The 21,287-nt window shown below is 50.1% G+C and carries 20 protein-coding genes; 17 read left to right on the top strand and 3 right to left on the bottom strand.

The window, feature by feature from the left end:
- Nucleotides 1-84: 84 nt before the first annotated feature.
- Nucleotides 85-429, bottom strand: coding sequence for a DUF3951 domain-containing protein (locus ABEA66_RS21110; RefSeq protein WP_345590487.1), 345 nt, complete (start codon nt 427-429; stop codon nt 85-87).
- 152 nt (nt 430-581) lie between these two features.
- On the opposite strand from ABEA66_RS21110, the gene ABEA66_RS21105 reads away from it, so the two are divergent.
- On the top strand, nt 582-1,484 hold the full coding sequence (locus ABEA66_RS21105; RefSeq protein WP_192702752.1) for an EamA family transporter: 903 nt from the start codon (nt 582-584) through the stop codon (nt 1,482-1,484).
- 177 nt (nt 1,485-1,661) lie between these two features.
- Here the strand turns inward: ABEA66_RS21105 and ABEA66_RS21100 are convergent, their stop codons facing one another.
- Nucleotides 1,662-2,804 (bottom strand): DUF2264 domain-containing protein, encoded by a 1,143-nt coding sequence (locus ABEA66_RS21100; protein ID WP_345590566.1) that lies wholly within the window; start codon nt 2,802-2,804, stop codon nt 1,662-1,664.
- A gap of 298 nt (nt 2,805-3,102) precedes the next feature.
- Between ABEA66_RS21100 and ABEA66_RS21095 the strand changes: the two genes are divergently transcribed.
- From ABEA66_RS21095 to holA, 3 genes are all read left to right on the top strand, one after another.
- Nucleotides 3,103-3,660: an RNA polymerase sigma factor gene (locus tag ABEA66_RS21095; protein WP_079910582.1), complete on the top strand. Its 558-nt coding sequence runs from the start codon at nt 3,103-3,105 to the stop codon at nt 3,658-3,660.
- Nucleotides 3,661-3,762: 102 nt separating this feature from the next.
- The gene (locus ABEA66_RS21090) at nt 3,763-5,124 is read left to right on the top strand and encodes an anti-sigma factor family protein (protein ID WP_345590485.1); all 1,362 of its coding nucleotides are present in this window, start codon (nt 3,763-3,765) and stop codon (nt 5,122-5,124) included.
- Between the two features lie 229 nt (nt 5,125-5,353).
- Complete coding sequence (holA, locus tag ABEA66_RS21085) at nt 5,354-6,373, top strand: DNA polymerase III subunit delta (protein ID WP_345590484.1); 1,020 nt, start codon at nt 5,354-5,356, stop codon at nt 6,371-6,373.
- 136 nt (nt 6,374-6,509) lie between these two features.
- Here the strand turns inward: holA and rpsT are convergent, their stop codons facing one another.
- Nucleotides 6,510-6,782, bottom strand: a complete 273-nt coding sequence (rpsT, locus tag ABEA66_RS21080; protein ID WP_079910579.1) for a 30S ribosomal protein S20 — start codon at nt 6,780-6,782, stop codon at nt 6,510-6,512.
- 190 nt (nt 6,783-6,972) lie between these two features.
- Between rpsT and gpr the strand changes: the two genes are divergently transcribed.
- The 13 genes from gpr (at nt 6,973) to ABEA66_RS21015 (ending at nt 21,271) form a co-directional block, all read left to right on the top strand.
- Nucleotides 6,973-7,965, top strand: a complete 993-nt coding sequence (gene gpr, locus ABEA66_RS21075) for a GPR endopeptidase (RefSeq protein WP_192702749.1) — start codon at nt 6,973-6,975, stop codon at nt 7,963-7,965.
- A 349-nt stretch (nt 7,966-8,314) separates the two neighbouring features.
- A complete protein-coding gene (locus ABEA66_RS21070) occupies nt 8,315-9,571 on the top strand; it encodes a stage II sporulation protein P (RefSeq protein WP_345590482.1) in 1,257 nt (418 codons plus the stop codon).
- A 30-nt stretch (nt 9,572-9,601) separates the two neighbouring features.
- Entirely contained in the window at nt 9,602-9,979 is a 378-nt protein-coding gene (locus tag ABEA66_RS21065) for a DUF3679 domain-containing protein (RefSeq protein ID WP_345590480.1), read from the top strand.
- A 93-nt stretch (nt 9,980-10,072) separates the two neighbouring features.
- A complete protein-coding gene (gene lepA, locus ABEA66_RS21060; RefSeq protein ID WP_079910575.1) occupies nt 10,073-11,884 on the top strand; it encodes a translation elongation factor 4 in 1,812 nt (603 codons plus the stop codon).
- Nucleotides 11,885-11,953: 69 nt separating this feature from the next.
- Nucleotides 11,954-13,108: a radical SAM family heme chaperone HemW gene (gene hemW / locus ABEA66_RS21055; protein WP_345590564.1), complete on the top strand. Its 1,155-nt coding sequence runs from the start codon at nt 11,954-11,956 to the stop codon at nt 13,106-13,108.
- A gap of 144 nt (nt 13,109-13,252) precedes the next feature.
- Nucleotides 13,253-13,714, top strand: a complete 462-nt coding sequence (locus tag ABEA66_RS21050) for an N-acetyltransferase (RefSeq protein ID WP_079910574.1) — start codon at nt 13,253-13,255, stop codon at nt 13,712-13,714.
- Nucleotides 13,715-13,830: 116 nt separating this feature from the next.
- Entirely contained in the window at nt 13,831-14,856 is a 1,026-nt protein-coding gene (gene hrcA / locus ABEA66_RS21045) for a heat-inducible transcriptional repressor HrcA (protein ID WP_345590476.1), read from the top strand.
- Nucleotides 14,853-16,394 (top strand): TCP-1/cpn60 chaperonin family protein, encoded by a 1,542-nt coding sequence (locus ABEA66_RS21040; RefSeq protein ID WP_345590474.1) that lies wholly within the window; start codon nt 14,853-14,855, stop codon nt 16,392-16,394. Before hrcA ends, ABEA66_RS21040 begins: the two co-directional genes overlap by 4 nt.
- 113 nt (nt 16,395-16,507) lie before the next feature.
- Nucleotides 16,508-17,077 carry a nucleotide exchange factor GrpE gene (gene grpE / locus ABEA66_RS21035; protein ID WP_079910571.1) on the top strand — a complete coding sequence of 190 codons (570 nt, stop codon included), beginning with the start codon at nt 16,508-16,510 and terminating at the stop codon, nt 17,075-17,077.
- A 155-nt stretch (nt 17,078-17,232) separates the two neighbouring features.
- On the top strand, nt 17,233-19,074 hold the full coding sequence (gene dnaK / locus ABEA66_RS21030) for a molecular chaperone DnaK (RefSeq protein ID WP_345590471.1): 1,842 nt from the start codon (nt 17,233-17,235) through the stop codon (nt 19,072-19,074).
- A 315-nt stretch (nt 19,075-19,389) separates the two neighbouring features.
- Nucleotides 19,390-20,505, top strand: a complete 1,116-nt coding sequence (dnaJ, locus tag ABEA66_RS21025; protein WP_345590469.1) for a molecular chaperone DnaJ — start codon at nt 19,390-19,392, stop codon at nt 20,503-20,505.
- Nucleotides 20,506-20,699: 194 nt separating this feature from the next.
- The gene (locus tag ABEA66_RS21020; RefSeq protein ID WP_192702743.1) at nt 20,700-20,852 is read left to right on the top strand and encodes a YfhD family protein; all 153 of its coding nucleotides are present in this window, start codon (nt 20,700-20,702) and stop codon (nt 20,850-20,852) included.
- A gap of 26 nt (nt 20,853-20,878) precedes the next feature.
- Nucleotides 20,879-21,271 carry a hypothetical protein gene (locus ABEA66_RS21015; RefSeq protein ID WP_079910567.1) on the top strand — a complete coding sequence of 131 codons (393 nt, stop codon included), beginning with the start codon at nt 20,879-20,881 and terminating at the stop codon, nt 21,269-21,271.
- Nucleotides 21,272-21,287 lie beyond the last annotated feature (16 nt).

Raw genomic sequence — 21,287 nt, 5'->3', positions numbered from 1 at the left:
ACCGAGCCGCTGGATCTAATTATGGAAAAGCTTCTATCCTTCCTAAACCGCGGCCAGTAACTCGCCGAGAGGAGGCTTCTCCTCTCAAGGTTTATCTTTTTGGCGGATTAGATGCTTATCCTTGTCATCCCCTTGATCATCCCGCTCCTCCTTCTCCTGCTTCTCTTCATGGATTTCAACGGGAGTATGCCCTGTTATGGCATCGAAGGGGGTGTAGTCACTGTTTGGAATGCCTTTTCCTGAAATTATTTTTGCTGTGATGATTCCTAATAACACAAGAATGGGCACGATAAGCGAGAGGGTGGCGTATAAGGCAAAGTCCATAGGAAAACGTCCTTTCGGCAGAAAATGGGTGAGCTCAGCTAGCACATCACTATACCAAATAAAATGCTCTATAATACGTACAGCATGCAAATTCGTTCCGGTCATTCAAAAAAAACGGGGAGGCCAATATATGGCGGTTGTTGAAAAATGAAACAATCGCTTGAATATTTTCGATAGTTCCCTTATAGTGTAAGATTGTGTGAGTCTTGCAAAAGACTTCATGGGTGGGTGAGGGAATTGAAAAAGAAGGAAAAGACATGACATCCAAGAACCGTTGGAAAGCCATTTGGTTCGTCTTGTTGGGCGCTGCCTCTTACGGCGTGTTGTCAACTTTCGTGAAGCTCGGTTACCAGAGCGGATTCTCGGCAGCGGAAATTACCGGCAGCCAGGTATCCTTTGGCTTTATCGTCCTTTGGCTCTTAAGCCTGACGAAGCTTCGGCAGATGAAGGGAATTACACCAGGGATCATCCTGAAGCTCGTGGCAGGTGGAACGTTTACAGGACTGACAGGCTATTTTTACTACCAATCGCTGCAGGTGCTTGATGCATCATTCGCCGTATTGCTCTTGTTCCAGTTTACCTGGATGGGGATGCTGCTGGATTGGCTGGTAGAGAAAAGGTTGCCGACTCTGTTTCAATGGATCGCCATGGTGCTGACCTTGGCAGGCACGGTGCTTGCCTCTGGTATTGTTTCGGGTACGGTATCGCGTCCAAGCGCCAGCGGGATCGGACTCGGATTATTGGCGGCCTGCTGCTATACGATGTTTATCTTCTTCAGCGGCAGAGTGGCGACGCATTTGCCGGCACTGTTCCGCAGTACGTGGATGATCACGGGGGCTGCATTGATTGTGCTGATCCTGATGCCGCCGCAATTTCTGTGGAACGGCTCGCTTGCCCAAGGACTTTGGAAATGGGGAATCTTACTAGCCGTGTTTGGTATGATTCTGCCTCCGTTTCTGTATGCCAAGGGCGCGCCTTTCATCGAGACCGGATTAGCGGCCGTGCTAGGTTCTGTTGAGCTGCCTGTGGTCATAATTTGTTCCGCCCTGCTGCTTCATGAGCAGACATATCTGCTGCAGTGGATCGGAATAGCGATCATTCTGCTCGGAGTATTCGTTTCAGAACGAAAGACGGCATCACCGTCCGGTGAAAAAGCTTGATTAGCCACTATTCATAGGGGCTTTGATGTAACGACTTATACAAAAAAGCAGCACCTGTACGATTAAACAGGATGCTGCTTTTTTTACATTGTTATATTTCGGGACTCCCCGCCAACTATTGGGATTCAGCTTTATAAGCCAACGCCCATTCTTCCAGGGGGTTATGTTGCAACATAATTAATAAAGTGCTTTATCAATAGGGAAGCTTTGAGAGCCCCATGCCTTCTTGTTCGTCCAATCCGCTGCTCCTTGCCAGAACGGGTCCTCCTCGGGCAAGCCCAGCGGCAGAAATACAGCAGAGCACAAGTAGAGGCTTCCGGTAGAAATGTAAGTTTCCCCGACCTCAGGTTGATGCCCGCAAAAACCGATGGTAAGCCACCCATTTTCGTCGAAAGTCCCCGGCGCTTGAATCATTCGCTTTATAACGGCTGTCAGCGCGCATCGCACCTGAGCGGGCTCCAGGCTGGGGTCCAACTGATGCTGCAGAGCCATTTGACTGAGCAACTGGAAGGCTCCGAAACGGTATGCCAACGAACGCCCGATAGCAGGGAAGGTTCCTTCCGGCGAGATTGATCTTTCCTGTTGAACGGCATAGCGCCTTGCACGACGAATAACGTTCTCTTCCATATCAGCCCAAGTCGGGTCTTCACCCTTAAGCGCGGCTATAATATCGACCAGCATAGGCTGGATAACGAAGCTGTTGTAATAATCGGCATGGAAGTCCGGTCCGTCCCCATAGACGCCGTCTCCCTTATACCACTGCTCATGCTGTTTGAGTGTATAATCGACACGCATGCGGTCCCACTCCGCCCCGGCACGATATAATGCCGTCTCAATCATGGCGGAGAACAGCAGCCAGTTATTAAAGAAAGGTTTACGTGTACGTGTGGATTGCAGCGCCCGGATAACATTCTGCTTCACATCCGGGTTCAGCTTGTTCCACAGCTCCTCCGGTGCGCGAAGCAAAGCATGCGACAGGAAAGCCGCATCAACGATCGGTTGATAGCCTTCGGAGAAATTCATGAAATCAGGCGAGGATGGATCCGTGGCAGCTTCAATCGCCCCTCGGGCCAGCTCGGCATAACGCTCACGCAATCTGCCTTCCTCTCCGGTACGAGCCCCGTGTTCCAGCCAGGGAGCCATTCCCGTTAATAGACGTCCGAGCGCCTCCAAATAAGTGAACAGGTGTCTGTCGTCCACCTTGCGCTCGATTGGCATTTTATCCTTTAACTGCCGTTGATTTAAATGATAAAGCACAGGCTGTGCAATTCTGCTCATAGTATCGAGCCAAAAAATGCGGTCTTCACTTCCAACGGACATAGCCACAATCCCCTCTCCTTATAAGACAAGCATCCATCTCATTTTCACATCATTTTACATCAATTTACGACAAGGGTCATTGGTGAACCTGACAATAATCTTTGTGGGAAAAAGCGGTTCTTGGCAGAAATAAGTTCTTCTAGAAAAATAGCCAGGATCGGACCTGTTTTTGCAGGACGTAAGGGAAGTGATCCTAGTATACCTGCAAGCCAAAATTTGATATTCTAAGTAGAGTTCATGAGGTGCAACATTTTATTCATTGCGTTCGTTTATATAGTTGCAAGAGAGGGGGATCCCAGTGGTAGCGCCAGAACTGATAAAGGCTGCCCAGTCGGGCGATCGCGACGCTCTAATTACCCTACTGCGTGAAATAGAGAATCATGTATATCGGACTGCTTATTATATTCTGGGCAATGAGCAGGACGCTATGGATGCCGCACAGGAAGCGTTAATACGGATTTATACGAAAATCAACTCATACGAAGAGAAGGCTCAGTTCAAGACATGGGTACAACGGATTGTCACTAATCTATGTATAGACAAATTCAGAAGAACCAAGCCTACAATTTCCATTGAGGAGCATGAGCTGAATTTTACTGCAAACAAGACGGTAGAAGATGAGGTAATGTCCGCATATGTTGCCCAAGATATAAAAGAGGCGATTGATAGGCTGCCGGAACATCATCGATCGGTGGTTGTACTGCGATATTTGCAGGATTTTTCCTACAACGAAATTGCCGAATCTTTAGATTTGCCCATCAACACGGTGAAGTCCTATTTATTCAGGGCAAGGCAGCAGTTACAAACGTTGTTGCAGGATTACAAAAAAACCAAAAGCGATACGGTCAGAGGGTAGATCGTTATGCGCGGCGGAACGGATAATAACAGACAATAAGGATTCTGCTTTCGTCTTTGTAAAAATATCAATTGTGAATTGTTTAGAAAGGTAGTGTGCGGGATGATGTGTCAAGAGGTGATCGAACTCATGCAGAGATACCTCGATCAGGATCTCGATGAATTGGAATATGAACAAATGCTCGGGCATTTGCAGCAGTGCTCGGAATGCACAGAGCTGTTTCAACGGTTGGTGGCATTGTCTGAGGAGCTGGAGCAACTGCCGAAGGTAACCCCAGCCTACAGCCTGGTGGATGCCATTATGCCTAAGCTTCAAAGAATTGATGAGGGCTTCCCGGCCGTAGAATATCCGGCGGCTCCTGTCATGGCACAGCCTGAAAAATATAATGAGACGAGCAGCAACGAGAAAGCTGCCGTATCTATCGACCAGGCAGCGGGCTGGCGCAAAAGAATTCGCGGGCTCGTTTCCATGCGTATTGTCGGCGGTGTGGTTGCTGCCGGACTGGTTCTCGGGTTCTTCGTGTTTGAGCAGCAGGAGAAAAACGGCAGCATGAAGGATGCGGGACCCATGCTGTTATCTTCTTCGCAAACCAAAGCGAAAAGCGCGGACTCCGCAGCTTCTTCCGGGGCCGGAAATTCGACGCAGCCGAAGGCGGCAGGGGCGGCCGAACCGTTTTTGGATAGGAATGTGGCAAAGGAAGCACCAAAGCTGGATTCCGTTCCGACAGCCCCGGCGGCTTCTCCTGCACCTAAGGATGCGGAGCCAAAGGTTTCGGCCAATGCCGGTGGCAACGAATCGGGGGCGTTGACCGATCAACTGAAGAAATCAGTAGACACAACTCCTATACAAGAGCAGCAGGTAAATCAGCAGCAGCAGCAAGCTCCCCCTGCGGGCGCAGTAGAAGAGCCTAAGCTGCCGGATGCGGGTGATCAAGCTCCGGCGTCCGAGCCCGAGGTACAGCCGTCGGAAGCCCCTGTGAATGAGGGGATGGCCCCTCCTCCTGTTAGTGCTTCACCGGAGCGCAGCGGCGGTGCCGTCAGCAAGATGGTGGCTCCTGACCACCCGGATTCCAGTGGGCAAGAGAGCGATAGCAGATCTTCTACGCCGGCTCCCGACCAAAAGGCAGGAATGATGGGGATAATGAAGCATGATTCCGAAGACAAGACGAATCAGGAGGAGCCAGGATATAATCGGCTGTATTCGGCAGCCTCTGCGGGTACTCCGACCGCATTGGCCTCTCAGGATAAGGCATATATCGCGTCTGTCAATGATAACCATCAGGTCATTATTACCGATAATCAGCAGAAGGTTCTATATACTTCGCCCAACAAATGGACGGATAAAGACAAGATCGAACTGGTGGAATGGACGGAAGGTAATCTGCTGACTTACCGTGTAAGTAACGATTCAGGAACAACGACTTATGTCATTCATTTAAAAGACAAAACGGAAATAAAAAAATAAGGATTATGCCGCGGCAGTCACCAAATTGTCGCGGCGTAATATAATATGGTGTACCGTCACTCTACGAGCGCGTCGTATGACCACCACGGGGAAGGTTTCTAGAGCTTTCCTCTAAGTGTTTATATAGATGGGGTTTCGTGCAAAGGGATTATGTCTAAAACCTGCAGGTTTTGACGTAATCCCTTTGTTGTTGCTACAATGTCAAAAGAAGAATGTAGGGGTGGCGGAGATGGATTATAAAGCGGCATTAAAACAAATTCAACAGGGGAGGTTTGCTCCTGTTTATGTGTGCTACGGTGCTGAATCTTACCTGATTCACGCCTTGATAGAAAAGCTGACGGACAAAATGATCGATCCGGAGCAAAAGCCTTTTGCCGTAACCAAATATGACCTGTCGGAGACACCGCTCGATACCGTCATTGAGGAAGCAGAGACACTCCCTTTTATGGTGCCCCGCAAGCTTGTTGTGGCCTCTAATGCCTTGTTCCTTACTGGAGCCAAGGAAAGTGCTAAGGTGGAGCATAAGCCGGAACGTCTAGCCCAATATTTGAAGACGCCGGCCGATTTCTCCGTCATTGTGCTGACGGTGGATGCGGATAAGCTCGATGAGAGAAAGAAGGTGGTCAAGAGCTTGAAGGAGGCGGATTGCCTCGTTTCCTGCGCTTCATTATCGGCGGACGACCTGTCCCATTGGGTGAAGCAGGAGGCTGAGAAGGCAGGCTTCTCGTTCGCGCCGGGTGTCATCGAGCAGTTCATTATGTATACGGGGACAAGCCTTCAGGCTTTATCGAGCGAGCTGGAAAAATGCGCGCTCTTCGTCGGGCGCGGAGGGGTTTTGACGGAGGATGCATTGGAGCAGCTGGTCACGCGTACGATAGAGCAAAATATTTTTATCCTGATAGAGCATATTGTACAACTGCAATTGGAAAAAGCATTTACGATGCTTTCCGAGCTGCTGCGCAGAAAAGAAGAGCCGATCAAGATTATGGCTTTAATTGCCCGTCAGTTCCGCATCATGTTCCAGGTAAAGGACTTGCAGCAGCAAGGCTACTCCCAGCAGCAGATGGCTTCCCAGCTGGGGCTGCATCCATATGCAGTGAAAATTGCGGCAGGCCAAAGCAGCCGTTTTGAGCTGAAGCGGCTCGCGAACATTTTGGATCAATTATCCGATTTGGATTATCAGATGAAGAGCGGCAAAATCGACAAGGTACTGGGGCTTGAAATGTTTTTATTGAAGCTGATTGCTTAAGAGAGGGACATCTGAGCTGGAGGGGGAAAGATATACTCCGATAGCTCGGATGATAATTACAACCGATGCCCTTAGAGCTTATCCATTCTACAGGAGTAAAAAAAGACCGATTCCCAATGGGAACCGGTCTTTTTAATTAAGCCTGAGCAGAAATCGCGTTCAGTTTTTTCGCTAAACGGGATTTTTTGCGGGCAGCGGCATTTTTATGGATTAAACCTTTAGTTGCTGCTTTGTCCAGTTTTTTGCTGGCAGCAATCAAGGCTGCTTTTGCAGTTTCCACATTGTTGCTGGCTGCAGCAGTTTCAAAGCTCTTAACTGCAGTGCGAAGAGCGGATTTGTGAGATGCGTTGCGAAGACGACGCTTTTCACTTACTTTTACTCTTTTAATCGCGGATTTAATGTTCGGCATTGACGTTCACCTCCTAATACGACTTGCATTCCTACATTCGATGCCTATTTGTTGACAACTCTTGATATTCTAACATGCCCCATATCAAATTGCAATAGAGTCATTTGGGCGGGTCTGACAATTTTGAATAGCGCTCATTCCTTTATCACACACTAACGATGCATGCTTATGATGAAAGGAGATATGCCCGATGGATTTAAGCGCTTATTCGGTCCGGACTGACCTGGCTCTCGAAGCGCATGATTTGGCTTCTTCAGGCGAGCAGCTCATCCCGGGAGTACATAGGTCTGTAGATAATCAGGATGGCATTCGGATCAGCACGATCGATATAACTTCGAATGAAGGTGCCCAAGCAATCGGCAAGCTTCCCGGTCATTACATCACCATCGAGGCTCCCGAGCTTCGTCAAAAAAACACCGATCTGCAGGACCGTGTTGCCATGGTGATAGCCAAGGAATTTGAGGCGTTTTTGAAAAAGCTCAACATAAGTCCGAACGCCAAGGTTCTTGTTATCGGGCTGGGCAACTGGAATGTGACGCCGGACGCGTTAGGCCCTATTGTCGTTGAAAATATAATGGTCACCCGCCATTATTTTGAGCTGATGCCTGATCAGGTAAGTCCGGGGTACCGTCCTGTCAGTGCCGTGGCACCCGGGGTGCTTGGAATTACCGGGATCGAGACAGGGGATATCGTCCAAGGGATTGTGGAGAAGTCCAAGCCGGATTTGGTCATAGCCGTCGATGCTCTTGCCTCTCTATCCCTCGAAAGAGTCAATACGACGATCCAAATAGCCGATACGGGCATCCATCCCGGGTCCGGAATCGGAAATAAACGCAAAGGATTGACGCTGCAAACCCTGGGTGTACCGGTTATTGCGATCGGGGTGCCGACGGTAGTCTTTGCCTCCACCATCGTCAATAATGCGTTCGACATGATGCACAATCATTTTCGGAGACAAACTGATAATACAGGAACCATATTGGGTCTTCTGGATAAAATGCAGGAAAATGAACGTCTGGAGCTGGTTAGAGAGGTATTAAATCCGCTCGGGCATGATCTGCTGGTAACCCCGAAAGAAATCGACCAGTTCATTGAGGACATTGCCAATATTATTGCGAGCGGCTTGAATGCAGCTCTCCATGAGGCCATCGACGCCGATAATGTAGCGGCTTATACACATTAATCCTGCTTTACCATAGGGACATTCGGTCAAGCCGTTCTACGGCTTAGGGCGGGTGTCCCTATTGCTGTTGTTTTATGCTCTCTATTTTAAAGAAAGCCTATGACTATGAAATAGCGGTTCTATCTTCTAGCAACCTCTCATAGATTTAAATTAGAAGGCAGGACGATGGATGAAGGATGGGTGCTAGTTACTAGGCAGAGGATGCTTCGATGGCTTGCAGCGAATATGATGATAGTTTTCCAGAAAGGAAAGCTTGTAACGCTTACGAAAGACAGCTTTCCTTCGTCGGAAAGCTCAGCAACGCTTACGAAGATAGCTTTCCTTCGGAAAGCTCTAAGGAGGGAACCAAATGAAATGGACTGCAGTAACGGTAAATCTGCACAAATATCGCAAAGCAGGACAAGACCTGGGAGTATACGTTCGAATCATCAGTTTTTTAGTGGCGGGCTGCCTGTTCTTTTTCATAGCGCTAGGCTTGCTTGGATACGCTCAGGCGAGATGGAGCAATACGACGCCGTCGTCTTCCATGAAAGGATTGGCTGCGGCGGTATCGAGTCAATTTTTTATGGATATGATGGGGATGGAAATGCCGCACTTGCAAAAAAATCGGCAATCGTTCACCTTTTCCCAGGCTAACGTATCCGGCTTTCTCTTTTCTTTGGTTACGGATCTCAATATGAAGGATCCCAAAACGTTTATTGCGAGAGAGATGCCGGGGTTAACAGAGGACCGGTCGGTGGTTCTGCGCAAGAGCAGCACGACTGGCAACGATGGTCCGGAGGATTACAGCCCTAAAGGAGACGCTCTTCCGAAAATCGGCGAAGGAGCCGAAGGCTCGATAACTGCCAACCCCACGGCCCCTAAAGAAGGAGATGCTGCCGTGATCGGGCCTGCCGTTCCTGCCCCTTCGGCACAGCCTCCAAAGACAGCCGGCAAAAATGTAGCCTTCATCTATCAAACTCATAATACCGAATCCTATTTACCGGAATTGCCCGGTGTAACGGACCCGGATAAAGCATACGACTCCAAAAAGAACGTCACGCTGGTCGGCTTGCGATTGGCACAGAAGCTGGAGGAGGACGGCATTGGCGCCGTTCACTCAGATATTAACTATCCGGCAGTGGAAAAGAAATTTTATTATCCCTATTCCTATAAATACTCTTTGAAAACTTTGCAGGAAGCGACGACATCTCACCCGGATTTGAAATTTTATTTTGATATTCACCGCGATTCGCAGCGCCGCGAGAAAACGACGGTAACCCTGAACGGCAAAGATTATGCACAGCTGTACTTCATCATTGGGGGGAAAAACCCGGATTGGAAGGAAAACGAGCAATTCGCTTCTCAAATTCATTCGGCTTTGGAAGCCAAATATCCGGGGATCTCGAAAGGAATGTTCGCTAAAGCGGCGGAAGGCAACGGCGTGTACAATCAAAACTTTTCTCCTAACAGCGTGCTGATCGAAGTAGGCGGTGTGGACAATACGCTGGAAGAATGCTATCGAACGGTGGACTTACTGGCCAACGCTATTACAGAGGTTGTACTGAACGTGCAGAAGGTGGACGGCGGAGTTCAGAACGATGCCAAGGAAGCCAAGAAAAATTAATGGGTGTTTGAACCAGCGGGGGCGGATTCCATGAAAAATTTTTATGTAAGATTGCTGATTATCGTTCTTGGTATCGGGTTTTGCATCTTTTTCGGCGTCGATATGGCTACGCGAGGGGTCGAGAGAATTCAGGGGCCGATCTCCTCGGACGCAGCCATTGTCAAGCCATGGCAGCCGGGTGGCAAAACGCAGGAGCAGAAGCCGAACGCTACCGGCTCCAAGTCAGCAGACACTTCCTCCCCCAAGGAAGAAAAGGCAAAGGAACAGGTGGAGCCTGCCGAGCCCAAAACGGAAATTTCCAAAGCAACCGGGATTAACCGGTTAGGCAACAAAATAGGCGAGCTGCTGCAAATCATTGCCTTCCACGGCATAAGGTGGTTTGTAGCTCTATTTGATACGATTACTTAATCAGGTTTACGGCAACGATCCATTGCTGTGCACCCTCACAACTGCTATAATTAGAGGTATTGTAAATTTGTAGGTTAGTGAGGGTCTCCGCAGATGGATATTCAAGCAAGACAGAAGAAGATTAGAAACTTTTCGATTATTGCCCATATCGACCACGGCAAGTCGACCTTGGCCGACCGGATTCTAGAGTATACCGGAGCGCTCTCCTCACGCGAGATGCAGGAGCAGGTTCTGGACCAGATGGATCTGGAGCGAGAACGGGGCATTACGATTAAGCTGCAGGCCGTACGTTTAAACTATCGTGCGGATGACGGGGAAGAATATATTTTAAATTTGATCGATACGCCGGGACACGTCGATTTCACGTATGAGGTATCGCGAAGCTTGGCCGCCTGTGAAGGCGCTTTGCTCGTAGTGGACGCAGCCCAAGGCATAGAGGCACAAACGTTGGCTAACGTGTATCTGGCTCTGGATAACAACCTGGAGATCCTGCCGGTGATTAACAAGATTGATCTGCCGAGTGCAGATCCGGAGCGGGTCAAGCAAGAAGTTGAGGATGTTATCGGGCTGGATGCAAGCGAAGCGGTTCTAGCATCGGCGAAAGCAGGAATCGGGATTAAGGAAATATTGGAGCAGGTCGTTCAGAAGGTTCCTGCCCCTTCAGGAAATCCGGACGAACCTTTGAAGGCGCTGATTTTCGACTCGCACTATGACCCGTACAAAGGGGTTATCGTTTACGTTCGTGTCATTGACGGCTCGATCCGTGCCGGCTCCAAGATCAAGTTCATGGCGACCGAGAAAGTATTCGAGGTGATCGAGGTCGGCGCATTCAAGCCGCGCATGACGATCGTCGACTCCCTGGATATCGGCGATGTAGGGTTCATTGTAGCCGGAATTAAAAACGTCGGTGACACCCGGGTCGGGGATACGGTGACGGATGCCAAGAATCCGGCTCCGGAGGCACTGCCGGGGTACCGCAAAATCAACCCGATGGTATTCTGCGGATTATATCCGATTGAAACCAGCGATTATAACGATTTGCGCGAAGCGCTGGAGAAGCTTCAGCTGAATGACGCTTCGCTAAGCTTTGAACCGGAAACGTCGACCGCTCTCGGCTTCGGCTTCCGCTGCGGCTTCCTGGGGCTTCTGCACATGGATGTTATCCAGGAGCGTATTGAGCGGGAGTTCAATATCCCGTTGATTACGACAGCGCCTAGCGTTGTGTTCAAGGTGACTTTGACCAATGGAGATGTTCTGACCATCGAGAACCCTTCCTTATTCCCGGAAGTGGGGAAGATCGATTTTGTGGAAGAGCCTTACGTCAAAGCGGCCGTCATTGTTCCTAACGATTACGTAGGAGCGATTATGGAGCTGTGCCAAAACAAGCGCGGCGAGTTTGTCAATATGGAGTATCTCGATACGACGAGGGTTACGCTGACGTACCAGATTCCGCTGGCCGAAATCGTGTACGATTTCTTCGACCAATTGAAATCGAGCACCAAAGGTTACGCCTCCTTCGATTATGAGCTATCCGGCTACAGAAGATCCAATCTGGTGAAGATGGATATTCTGTTGAACGGGGAACAGGTGGATGCCTTGTCGTTTATCGTTCACCGCGACCGCGCCTATAACCGGGGACGCATCATTTGTGAGAAGCTCAAGGAGCTGATTCCTCGCCAAATGTTCGAAGTGCCTATCCAGGCCGCAATCGGACAAAAAATTATTTCCCGGGAAACCGTCAAGGCAATGCGCAAAAACGTATTGGCCAAGTGCTACGGCGGTGATATATCGCGTAAACGGAAGCTTTTGGAAAAGCAAAAGGAAGGTAAAAAGCGGATGAAGCAGGTCGGAAGCGTTGAGGTTCCGCAGGAAGCGTTCATGGCCGTTTTGAGAATAGACGAGTAGTAGTTACAGGCAGGTGCGCCGAGCAAGCGCATCTGCTTTTCACATTAGAAGGGAGGGAGACGTGAAATGATGTACCAGCGTCAGGAAACGCCGCAGGCTGTATATATTCACATCCCGTTTTGCACGAATAAATGCCATTACTGCGATTTTAACTCATTCGTATTGAAGGGCCAGCCGGTAATGGATTATTTGGATGCGCTGGAGAGGGAGATGGAGCAGACCGTAGCTGCAGTGCCGCCCGGCGAAATTGAGACGATCTTTGTTGGGGGCGGAACTCCGACCGTATTGCTGCCTGATCAAATGGAGAGCTTTTTGCGAAGAGTCCGAACTTATTTCCCTAACCGGTCCCCGCACATTGAATTTTCAATGGAGGCGAACCCGGGAACAACGGACTTGGAGAAGCTTCAGGCCATGAAGGAAGGCGGCGTCAACCGGATCAGCTTCGGCGTGCAGTCGTTTGATAACGGGCTGCTGGAAGGGATCGGACGCATTCATAATACCGACGATGTGTACCGCAGTCTGGAAAATGCCCGCAAGGTCGGCTTCACCAACATGTCCATCGATTTGATGTTCGGACTTCCGAAGCAGACAGTTGGCATTTTGAACGATACTATAGACAAGGCTCTGGCGTTGAATTTGCCTCATTACTCCATTTACAGCCTGAAAGTGGAGGAGAATACGCTGTTCCATACGCTCTACCAGAAAAATCAGCTTCCTTTGCCGGAGGAGGATGAAGAGCTGAATATGTTCCTGCTTATTATGGATCGTTTGAAGAATGCGGGATATTCGCAGTATGAGATCAGCAATTTTGCCAAGCCCGGCTTTGAGAGCCGACACAACAGCATGTACTGGCTGAACCGCAGCTACTACGGCATCGGTGCCGGCGCTCACGGCTATACGTACGGCAACCGCCACATCAATATTAAAGGGGTACAGCCTTATATCGATGCAACGCGTGAAGGACTGCCAATCCTTGAAAGGTATGAGATCAGCGAGCAGGATGCCATGGAGGATTTCATGATGGTCGGTCTGCGTCTGCTTCGCGGCGTTAACCGGGCGGACTTTCACCACCAATTCGGGCGGGAGCTGGAATCGGTCTTCGGGACCGAGTTAAACAGGCTTATCGGGCAGAACCTGCTGGAATTGACGGAGAACGGATACCGTTTGTCGCCGCAAGGGATATTGCTCGGAAATGAAGTATTCGGGGCGTTTTTAAGCGAATAGCAGGGGGACACCCCCTCGTCATTAGGAGTATATCCCGGCGGAGGAACCGTAAAGAGGGACTGAGCATTTTTCTTATTGAATTCTTTATACGTCTTGTTGTATATTTATTCATATCTTATTTTTTCTATGAATGGTGGGTTTTCTATGGCAGTCACATGCAGAAAAGCAACAGAAGACGATATTGAAACATTATATGAAATTATACAAGGATATGCAGAGCAAGGGATTATGCTGCCAAGATCGAGAGAAACCTTAATCGAGCAGCTGGATACCTTTGTTGTGGCTGTTATAGAAGACCGTTTGGTCGGCTGCGGTTCCTTAACGCGGTTAGGGCAGGATCTGGTTGAGATTCGCTCGCTAGGTGTGACGGGAGGGTACAAGGGACAAGGAATCGGAAGCTCCCTGGTCGACACTCTGATCGAAGAAGCAAGACGCCAGGAAATCCCTAAGGTGATGGCATTGACCTACGAAGTATCCTTCTTTGAGAAAAACGGCTTTACGGTCGTACAGAAGGAGATTTTTCCCGAGAAGGTATGGCGCGACTGCATTCACTGTAAAAAGCAGCATTGCTGCGATGAAATAGCCGTTTTGAAGCGGCTGGATTGACTTGACACAGACCTTCGGGTCTGTTATTTTTGTATTATGATTTAGCACTCAACAGTTCGGAGTGCTAACGGCGAAATAATCATGTAAATCCTGGTAATCATTTGGGAGGGTTGAATATGTTGACCGAACGCCAGCGGCAAATTTTAAGTGCTATCGTAGATGATTATATTCGTTCAGCAGAGCCGGTAGGCTCCCGCAGTATTTCCAAGCGCGGAAATGTGGGATTCAGCCCTGCCACCATCCGCAATGAAATGTCCGATTTGGAGGAAATGGGCTATTTGGAGCAGCCGCACACGTCTGCAGGACGAATACCATCCCACAAAGGCTACCGTTATTACGTTGACCATCTGGTCACCTTCGGCAGCCTTGCGCAGCATGAGGTGGAGGCGCTCAAATCGTTCTTTTCAGAAAAGATGCAAGAGATGGAGCAAGTCATCCAGCATGTGGCGATGATGTTGTCCAATCTTACTAATTATACATCGATTGTTATGGGTCCGGAAATGTTCAGTACTACGCTGCGCCATCTGCAGATCGTTCCGTTGAACGACCGTACGGCTGTCGCTATTATTGTTACGAATACGGGACATGTCGAGAACAAGACGGTGACGATTCCGGAAGGAATATCGGTTTCGGAGATTGAGAAATTCGTCAATCTGCTTAATATCAGGATGCAAAACGTACCGCTGCTGCATTTTAAATCGAAGCTGTTCAGCGAGATTGGAGAAGAAATGCGCAGCTACGTGACAGGCTATGAAGAGCTGATAGCGATGCTGAACAATGTCGTCGAGCACGACGATGAAAACCGTATCGTGCTGGGCGGCACAACCAATATGCTGACTCAGCCTGAATTCCAAAATATGGAGAAGGTCAAGAGCATTCTCGATCTGCTGGCGGAGACGCCTGTACTTGCTAAGCTCATTACAGGGACGCCTGCAGGTATACAAGTCAGAATCGGCAGTGAAAACTCGTTCGAGGCTATCAACGATTGCTCCTTGATAACCGCATCCTATTCGTTTGAAGGCAAGCACCTCGGCACCGTAGGGATTCTCGGACCTACCCGGATGGATTACGGCAAAGTGATCAATTTGCTCGATCACTTGTCCAAAGATATGACCTTGATGCTGGAGCGATGGTATAAATGAGTCAAATGAAACCTGTCACGCACGAAAGCGATGATACGTATGCTACGCTGTTGAATAACGCGGGGGCTATCCGCGCAATTTGTTCGGCTGTCGAAGGTACGCTCGGGCCCAAAGGGCTTGATACGATGCTGGTCGGCGGACAGGGCGATGTCATTATTACGAATGACGGCGTGACCATACTAGAGAAGATGGACGTTACGCACCCGGCGGCGCGCCTCCTGATTCAGGTCGCACGCTCGCAGCAGCAGCAGGTCGGCGATGGAACGACGACAGCTACGGTTCTGGCCGGAGCGCTGGTAGCCGAGGGAGTCAATCAGGTGACGCGCGGGGTGCCTGTAGCCAAAGTCGTTAAAGGGATTCAGCAGGGGGTCGCTGCAGCGCTGGAATCCCTTGCCAAGCGGAGCAGGCGGATCGAGGGCTTAAAGGATCCGCTGTTGTATCGCATAGGCTATATTGCCGGCCGCGAGCATTCCGACCTGGCGGAGCTGGTCCTGGAGGGAGTCCGACGGCTCGGGGTTCATAAGCTGCAGGAGGAAAACTTCCGCTATGCGGATGTGGTGATTTCTCACAGCCGGGCGGTTAGCGAAGTGTGGCCCGGCCTCCTGATTCAGAAGAAGCCGATCAATTCCCAGCTCGAATTCCCGCCGGACGCCGCTTCGGTTCTGGTGTTTCAGGACGCATTCGAGCCGGAAACGATCGATGAGGAAGCGCTGATGACCGAAGCGGGCTTCCAGAAGCAAATGCAGCTGAAGGAGCAGTTCCGCAAATCGCTCGAGAAGCTCGTAGAGCTGCAGGTTGGACTTATTGTTGCCGATCGGGGTGTGAACGCCGAGGCGGAGCAGTTCTGTACGGACCATGGCATTATGGTCGTACAGCGCGTGCCGAGATCGGACTTGAGGCTGATCTGCGAATATACGGGGGCCCGCCCGATTCGGCGCAGCGGGCTGCGCAAGCCGTCCTCCGAGCTGGCAGGCTATCTCGGCTTCGCGGGCCGTGTCTCGTACGATGAGCGGCTTGAATGCGTCCGGATGGCCGAGGGCAAAGGCAGGACGCAGGTGACGATCGTCGTCGGCGCCAGCACAAGCGAAGTGGTAGGCGAACGCCTGCGCATCGCCAAGGACGCCGCTTCAGCGGTACAGGCCGCACTGCGCGGCGGCTGTCTGCCTGGCGGGGGCGCAGCCGAAATGGCCGCGGCCTATGAGCTGGATCGTTTGAGAGAGACGATCCAGGGCATGGAAGGCTTCGGCGTAGCCGCCGTAGCTCAAGCGCTTCGCAAGCCGCTGGCCCAGATCGTTGTCAACGCGGGATACAACCCGCTGGAGAAGGTCGAAGAGGTCAAGGCGGCGCAGATTAACGCGGGCTCCGATGCACTCGGCATCGATTGCGATACCGGATTGGTTATCGACATGCTGGAGCACGGCATCGTCGATCCCGCTCATGTGAAGCTGCATGCTCTGCAGGCAGCGGGAGAGGTGGCCGCGGCAGTGCTTCGCATTCATACGGTTATCAAGATGAAGCAGGCCCGCGCTGAAGAATAGCTTTTATCCGGTCACCCGCAGCTCCATCATCTATGATTGCTTACATCAGGGATGGCTTGGTTAAAATAAATAAATAGAACCTTATCGGATTCAGATTAAGGAGGTGACAGAGATTGAGTACTGAACACAAAAACCAATTCGAAGAACAAGCGGACAACGGGCAAGAGGTTGACGCTACATATAACGAAAATGCCGGAACTGAAGCAGAACAAGCAGAAGCAGCAAGCGAGCCATCGAACGAGCTGGAGCAGCTTCGCCAGCAGGCAGAAGAGAATTACCAGCGTCTCCTTCGTGCGCAAGCGGATTTTGATAACTTCAGAAGACGCACGCGTCAGGAGAAAGAGGAGTTCGCCAAGTATGCTTCCATGAAGCTGGTTGAGCAGCTTCTTCCGGTAGTAGATAACTTCGATAGAGCTTTGGCTGTTGGCAGAGACAGTAAAGATTACGATGCGCTGCTGAAGGGCGTCGATATGATTTTCCGCCAATTGGATCAAGTTCTAGCAAACGAAGGCTTGAAAGCTATGGATGCCGTAGGACAACCGTTTAATCCCGAGTTCCACCAAGCGATTATGCAGGTGGAATCCGATGAGCACGAGGAAGGCATCGTAGTGGAGGAAGTACAAAAAGGCTACATGCTGAAGGATAAAGTACTGCGTCCTGCCATGGTGAAAGTAAGCTCCTAGACCCAGTTTAAGTAAGAGGGCCTATGGCTTAACGCGAACCCCATTCCTTTATTGCCTAAGGAAACGCATTTTTTTTCACCGTCATCTATCATGACATCAATGCTTCATCAGCGCATCATGCGACCGTTTGTAAATTAAAGGAGGTTTAATCCAACATGAGTAAAGTTATCGGTATTGACTTAGGAACAACAAACTCTTGCGTGGCCGTAATGGAAGGCGGAGAAGCTGTTGTTATTCCCAATGCGGAAGGCAACCGTACAACTCCATCCGTAGTCGGCTTCAAAAAAGACGGAGAGCGTATCGTTGGGGAGACGGCAAAGCGTCAAGCCATCACGAATCCGGACCGTACGGTCATTTCGATTAAACGTCATATGGGTACAAACCATAAAGAAGTGATTGACGGTAAAGAATATACACCTCAAGAAATTTCCGCAATGATTTTGCAAAAGCTGAAAGCTGATGCGGAAGCATACCTTGGAACTACGGTAACCCAAGCGGTTATTACCGTTCCGGCTTATTTCAACGACAGCCAGCGTCAAGCAACGAAGGATGCCGGCAAAATTGCAGGTCTTGAAGTTCTTCGTATCGTCAACGAGCCTACTGCGGCTGCATTGGCATACGGTATGGAGAAATCCGAAGACCAAACGATCCTCGTATACGACTTGGGCGGCGGTACGTTCGACGTTTCTATTCTTGAGCTGGGCGACGGCTTCTTCGAAGTTAAAGCAACCAGCGGTGACAACCGTCTTGGCGGCGACGATTTTGACCAAGTCATCATCGATTATTTGGTAGCCGAGTTCAAAAAAGAGCAGGGCATCGACCTGAGCAAAGATAAAGCGGCTGTTCAACGTTTGAAGGACGCTGCAGAAAAAGCGAAGAAAGAGCTTTCCGGCGTGTTGACGACGACGATTTCCCTGCCGTTCATCACGGTAGTGGATGGAGTTCCTCAGCACTTGGAGATCAACCTGACTCGTGCCAAATTCGAAGAGATCTCCGCTTCCCTAGTTGAAAGAACTATGGGACCTACTCGCCAAGCGCTAAGCGATGCTGGCTTGTCTGCAAGCCAAATCGACAAAGTGGTACTTGTCGGCGGATCTACTCGTATTCCTGCCGTTCAAGAAGCTGTAAAACGTTTGATCGGCAAAGAGCCGCATAAAGGTGTTAACCCTGACGAAGTCGTTGCATTGGGCGCTGCCGTTCAAGCAGGAGTATTGACAGGCGACGTAAAAGACGTTGTTCTTCTGGACGTAACTCCATTGTCTTTGGGTATCGAAACTGCAGGCGGCGTATTTACGAAAATGATCGAGCGCAATACGACGATCCCTACAACCAAATCGCAGGTGTTCACCACATATGCTGACAATCAGCCTAGCGTTGAAATTCACGTGCTCCAAGGGGAGCGCTCCATGGCTAGCGACAACAAGACATTGGGCCGCTTCATTCTGGGCGATATTCCTCCGGCTCCGCGCGGAATCCCGCAAATCGAAGTTACCTTCGATATCGACGCCAACGGTATCGTTAACGTAAACGCTACGGATAAAGGAACAGGCAAGAGCCAAAAAATTACCATCACCTCCTCCAGCGGCTTGTCAGATGATGAAATCGACCGCATGATGAAGGACGCGGAAGCTCATGCTGATGAGGACCGTAAACGGAAAGAGTTGGTAGAGGCTCGCAACAATGCCGATCAGCTGGTATACTCTGTAGATAAAACGATTAAAGATCTTGGCGACAAAGTAGACCAAGGTGAAATCGATAAAGCGAATGCCGCAAAAGAAAAAGTGAAAAAAGCTCTGGAAGGCGACAACCTGGACGAAATCAAAGCGGCAACGGATGAGCTGACTGAAGTTGTTCAACAGCTTTCCGTCAAGCTGTATGAGCAAGCTCAGCAAGCGCAAGCAGGCTCTGCGGGTGAAGCCGGAGCAGAAGGCGCGCCTAAAAAAGAGAACGTCGTAGACGCGGATTTTGAAGTCGTAGACGACAAAAAGCAAGGCTAATTCACGGTAGTTCAACCCTATAGCGTATGGAAAGGTCAAAGCTGCCTGTCGGCTTTGACTTTCCGTATGTTGATTAGGAATTTCGGCTATCTGCGATAACGTCATGCTTGGATATAGGCTGCAGCACACACGTTCAGGTCGTTCATCCTGCCTGGTTAGCAATTATCACCATATAGGAAATGTTGTTTCACTACGATGATTTCCCAGGTGAAAGGATTTCCTATTGGCGATAAAAACCGCGATGAACGAGTCGCGCATCTATGAAAGAACGTCGTTAGACGTTTTTCTCATGGCTTTAAGAATGGGAGTGGAACAATGAGCAAACGCGATTATTACGAGGTACTTGGGGTAAGCAAGGATGCTTCGCAAGATGATATCAAGAAGGCTTATCGCCAAATGGCCCGAAAATTCCATCCGGACGTTAATAAAGCTTCAGACGCCGAACAAAAGTTCAAAGAAGCGAAGGAAGCCTATGACGTTCTGAGCGATGATCAAAAGAAAGCGCAGTACGACCGTTTCGGCCATGTTGACCCGAACCAGGGCATGGGCGGCGGCGCAGGCGCGGATTTTGGCGGCTTTGGGGATCTGTTCGATATGTTCTTTGGCGGAGGCGGACAGCGTCGTAACCCGAACGCTCCTCAGCGGGGGAACGACTTGCAGTACACGCTGACCATCGAATTTAAAGAGGCCGTATTCGGTAAAGAAACCGATATTCATATTCCTCGCACGGAAACCTGCGATACTTGCCACGGCAACGGTGCGAAGCCTGGAACCAAGCCGGAGACATGTACGGTTTGTAAAGGTACAGGTCAACAGGAAGTGGTTCAGAACACGGCTTTTGGCCGGATCGTCAACCGCCGTGTATGTTCGGCCTGCGGCGGTCAAGGCGTAACGATCAAGGAAAAATGCGGTACCTGCCACGGCTCCGGAAAGGTGAAGAAGCAGCGCACGATTCACCTGAATATTCCTGCGGGTGTGGACGATGGAGCACAGCTTCGTGTTTCCGGCGAAGGGGAAGCAGGGACTCGCGGAGGTCCTCCGGGAGACTTGTATGTGGTTATTCGCGTAAAGCCGCATGATTTCTTCGAACGCGAGGGTGACGATATTTATTGCGAAATTCCGCTGACGTTCGCACAAGCGGCATTGGGTGATGAGATTGAAATCCCTACGCTGACGGAAAAGGTGAAGCTGAAAATCCCGGCCGGAACGCAGACCGATACGTATTTTCGTCTGAAGGGGAAAGGCGTGCCCCGCTTAAGAGGCTACGGGCAAGGGGACCAGCATGTGAAGGTCGTCGTCGTAACGCCTACCCATCTGAACGACGAACAAAAAGAGCTGCTTCGCGAGTTTTCGCGGCTCAACGGAGAAAATACTCACGAGCAGCAGCAGTCCATTTTTGAACGTATGAAAAAAGCATTTTTAGGCGAATAAGCTGAACACACTGACAGGGGCTCCTGTCAGTGTGTTTTTTATTTATTTTCAGATCCTCCGTAAAATACCTGAATCGGCTCCGCAGCCATAGCCCAGCTTAATAGGGACTTCTTATGCATAGAAACCATGTTTTTGCGGACAATAGAAGGAGTCTTAATCCACATTCGCATTCACTTACTCGGAAGGAGAGATGCATGATGCCTGGAAAGAAGCAGCCGCTTCAATCTAACAAGAAGCTTCCCGTTGCCAAAAACGAAGATGTTGAATATAATGCCGAATTTGCTGACGAAGAGGATCTGGAGGCTCGTGAACGCGCAGAGCAGGCGGATGCACGTCAGCAGTCCTAGGCAAGCCGACAGGAGGCAAGCTGATTATGGCTGAGAAGAGTATTATGGCTTTCTTTCAATCCCCCGATCAAGCGGAACGTATCGTTCCGAAGCTAAAGGCTCTTAGGGTCGTCGACGTTTCCGTGGATGCAATTCATCATAACGCTGCCGCAGGTGTCAGCGAATCGATGAATCCGGCGACAGGAACGTTTCCCGGACTTTCCTTTTTAACCTATGGAAACGAAGGTCAAGGGATAGACGAACGCATTCTTACTGCGGCTAGCGTCGATGCCAGCGGAATGAGCGCGCCTATGGAAGAAGTGTTCGGCGGGGGCTTTAACGGAACTGACAGAATGGATGCCGTACTAACGGTTGTTGTGAACGAACCTTATTATGAGCAAGCCCTTCGCGTCATTACCGAGGCCGGGGGGAAATTATAAGACCAATCAAAGCTTC

The organism is Paenibacillus vulneris (assembly GCF_039543185.1).
Taxonomy (GTDB): Bacteria; Bacillota; Bacilli; order Paenibacillales; family NBRC-103111; genus Paenibacillus_S; species Paenibacillus_S vulneris.
The sequence above is the reverse complement of the archived record's forward strand: the minus strand, read 5'-3'. Positions and strand labels throughout refer to the sequence as shown.

Coding starts and splice junctions, on each gene's coding strand:
- holA (WP_345590484.1), top strand. CDS start 5,354: ATGGATTATAAAGCGGCATTAAAACAAATTCAACAGGGGAGGTTTGCT.
- ABEA66_RS21050 (WP_079910574.1), top strand. CDS start 13,253: ATGGCAGTCACATGCAGAAAAGCAACAGAAGACGATATTGAAACATTA.
- ABEA66_RS21070 (WP_345590482.1), top strand. CDS start 8,315: ATGAAATGGACTGCAGTAACGGTAAATCTGCACAAATATCGCAAAGCA.
- ABEA66_RS21015 (WP_079910567.1), top strand. CDS start 20,879: ATGGCTGAGAAGAGTATTATGGCTTTCTTTCAATCCCCCGATCAAGCG.
- ABEA66_RS21065 (WP_345590480.1), top strand. CDS start 9,602: ATGAAAAATTTTTATGTAAGATTGCTGATTATCGTTCTTGGTATCGGG.
- ABEA66_RS21105 (WP_192702752.1), top strand. CDS start 582: ATGACATCCAAGAACCGTTGGAAAGCCATTTGGTTCGTCTTGTTGGGC.
- rpsT (WP_079910579.1), bottom strand. CDS start 6,782: ATGCCGAACATTAAATCCGCGATTAAAAGAGTAAAAGTAAGTGAAAAG.
- ABEA66_RS21100 (WP_345590566.1), bottom strand. CDS start 2,804: ATGTCCGTTGGAAGTGAAGACCGCATTTTTTGGCTCGATACTATGAGC.
- gpr (WP_192702749.1), top strand. CDS start 6,973: ATGGATTTAAGCGCTTATTCGGTCCGGACTGACCTGGCTCTCGAAGCG.
- hrcA (WP_345590476.1), top strand. CDS start 13,831: ATGTTGACCGAACGCCAGCGGCAAATTTTAAGTGCTATCGTAGATGAT.
- ABEA66_RS21040 (WP_345590474.1), top strand. CDS start 14,853: ATGAGTCAAATGAAACCTGTCACGCACGAAAGCGATGATACGTATGCT.
- lepA (WP_079910575.1), top strand. CDS start 10,073: ATGGATATTCAAGCAAGACAGAAGAAGATTAGAAACTTTTCGATTATT.
- dnaJ (WP_345590469.1), top strand. CDS start 19,390: ATGAGCAAACGCGATTATTACGAGGTACTTGGGGTAAGCAAGGATGCT.
- dnaK (WP_345590471.1), top strand. CDS start 17,233: ATGAGTAAAGTTATCGGTATTGACTTAGGAACAACAAACTCTTGCGTG.
- ABEA66_RS21020 (WP_192702743.1), top strand. CDS start 20,700: ATGATGCCTGGAAAGAAGCAGCCGCTTCAATCTAACAAGAAGCTTCCC.
- hemW (WP_345590564.1), top strand. CDS start 11,954: ATGTACCAGCGTCAGGAAACGCCGCAGGCTGTATATATTCACATCCCG.
- ABEA66_RS21110 (WP_345590487.1), bottom strand. CDS start 429: ATGACCGGAACGAATTTGCATGCTGTACGTATTATAGAGCATTTTATT.
- ABEA66_RS21090 (WP_345590485.1), top strand. CDS start 3,763: ATGATGTGTCAAGAGGTGATCGAACTCATGCAGAGATACCTCGATCAG.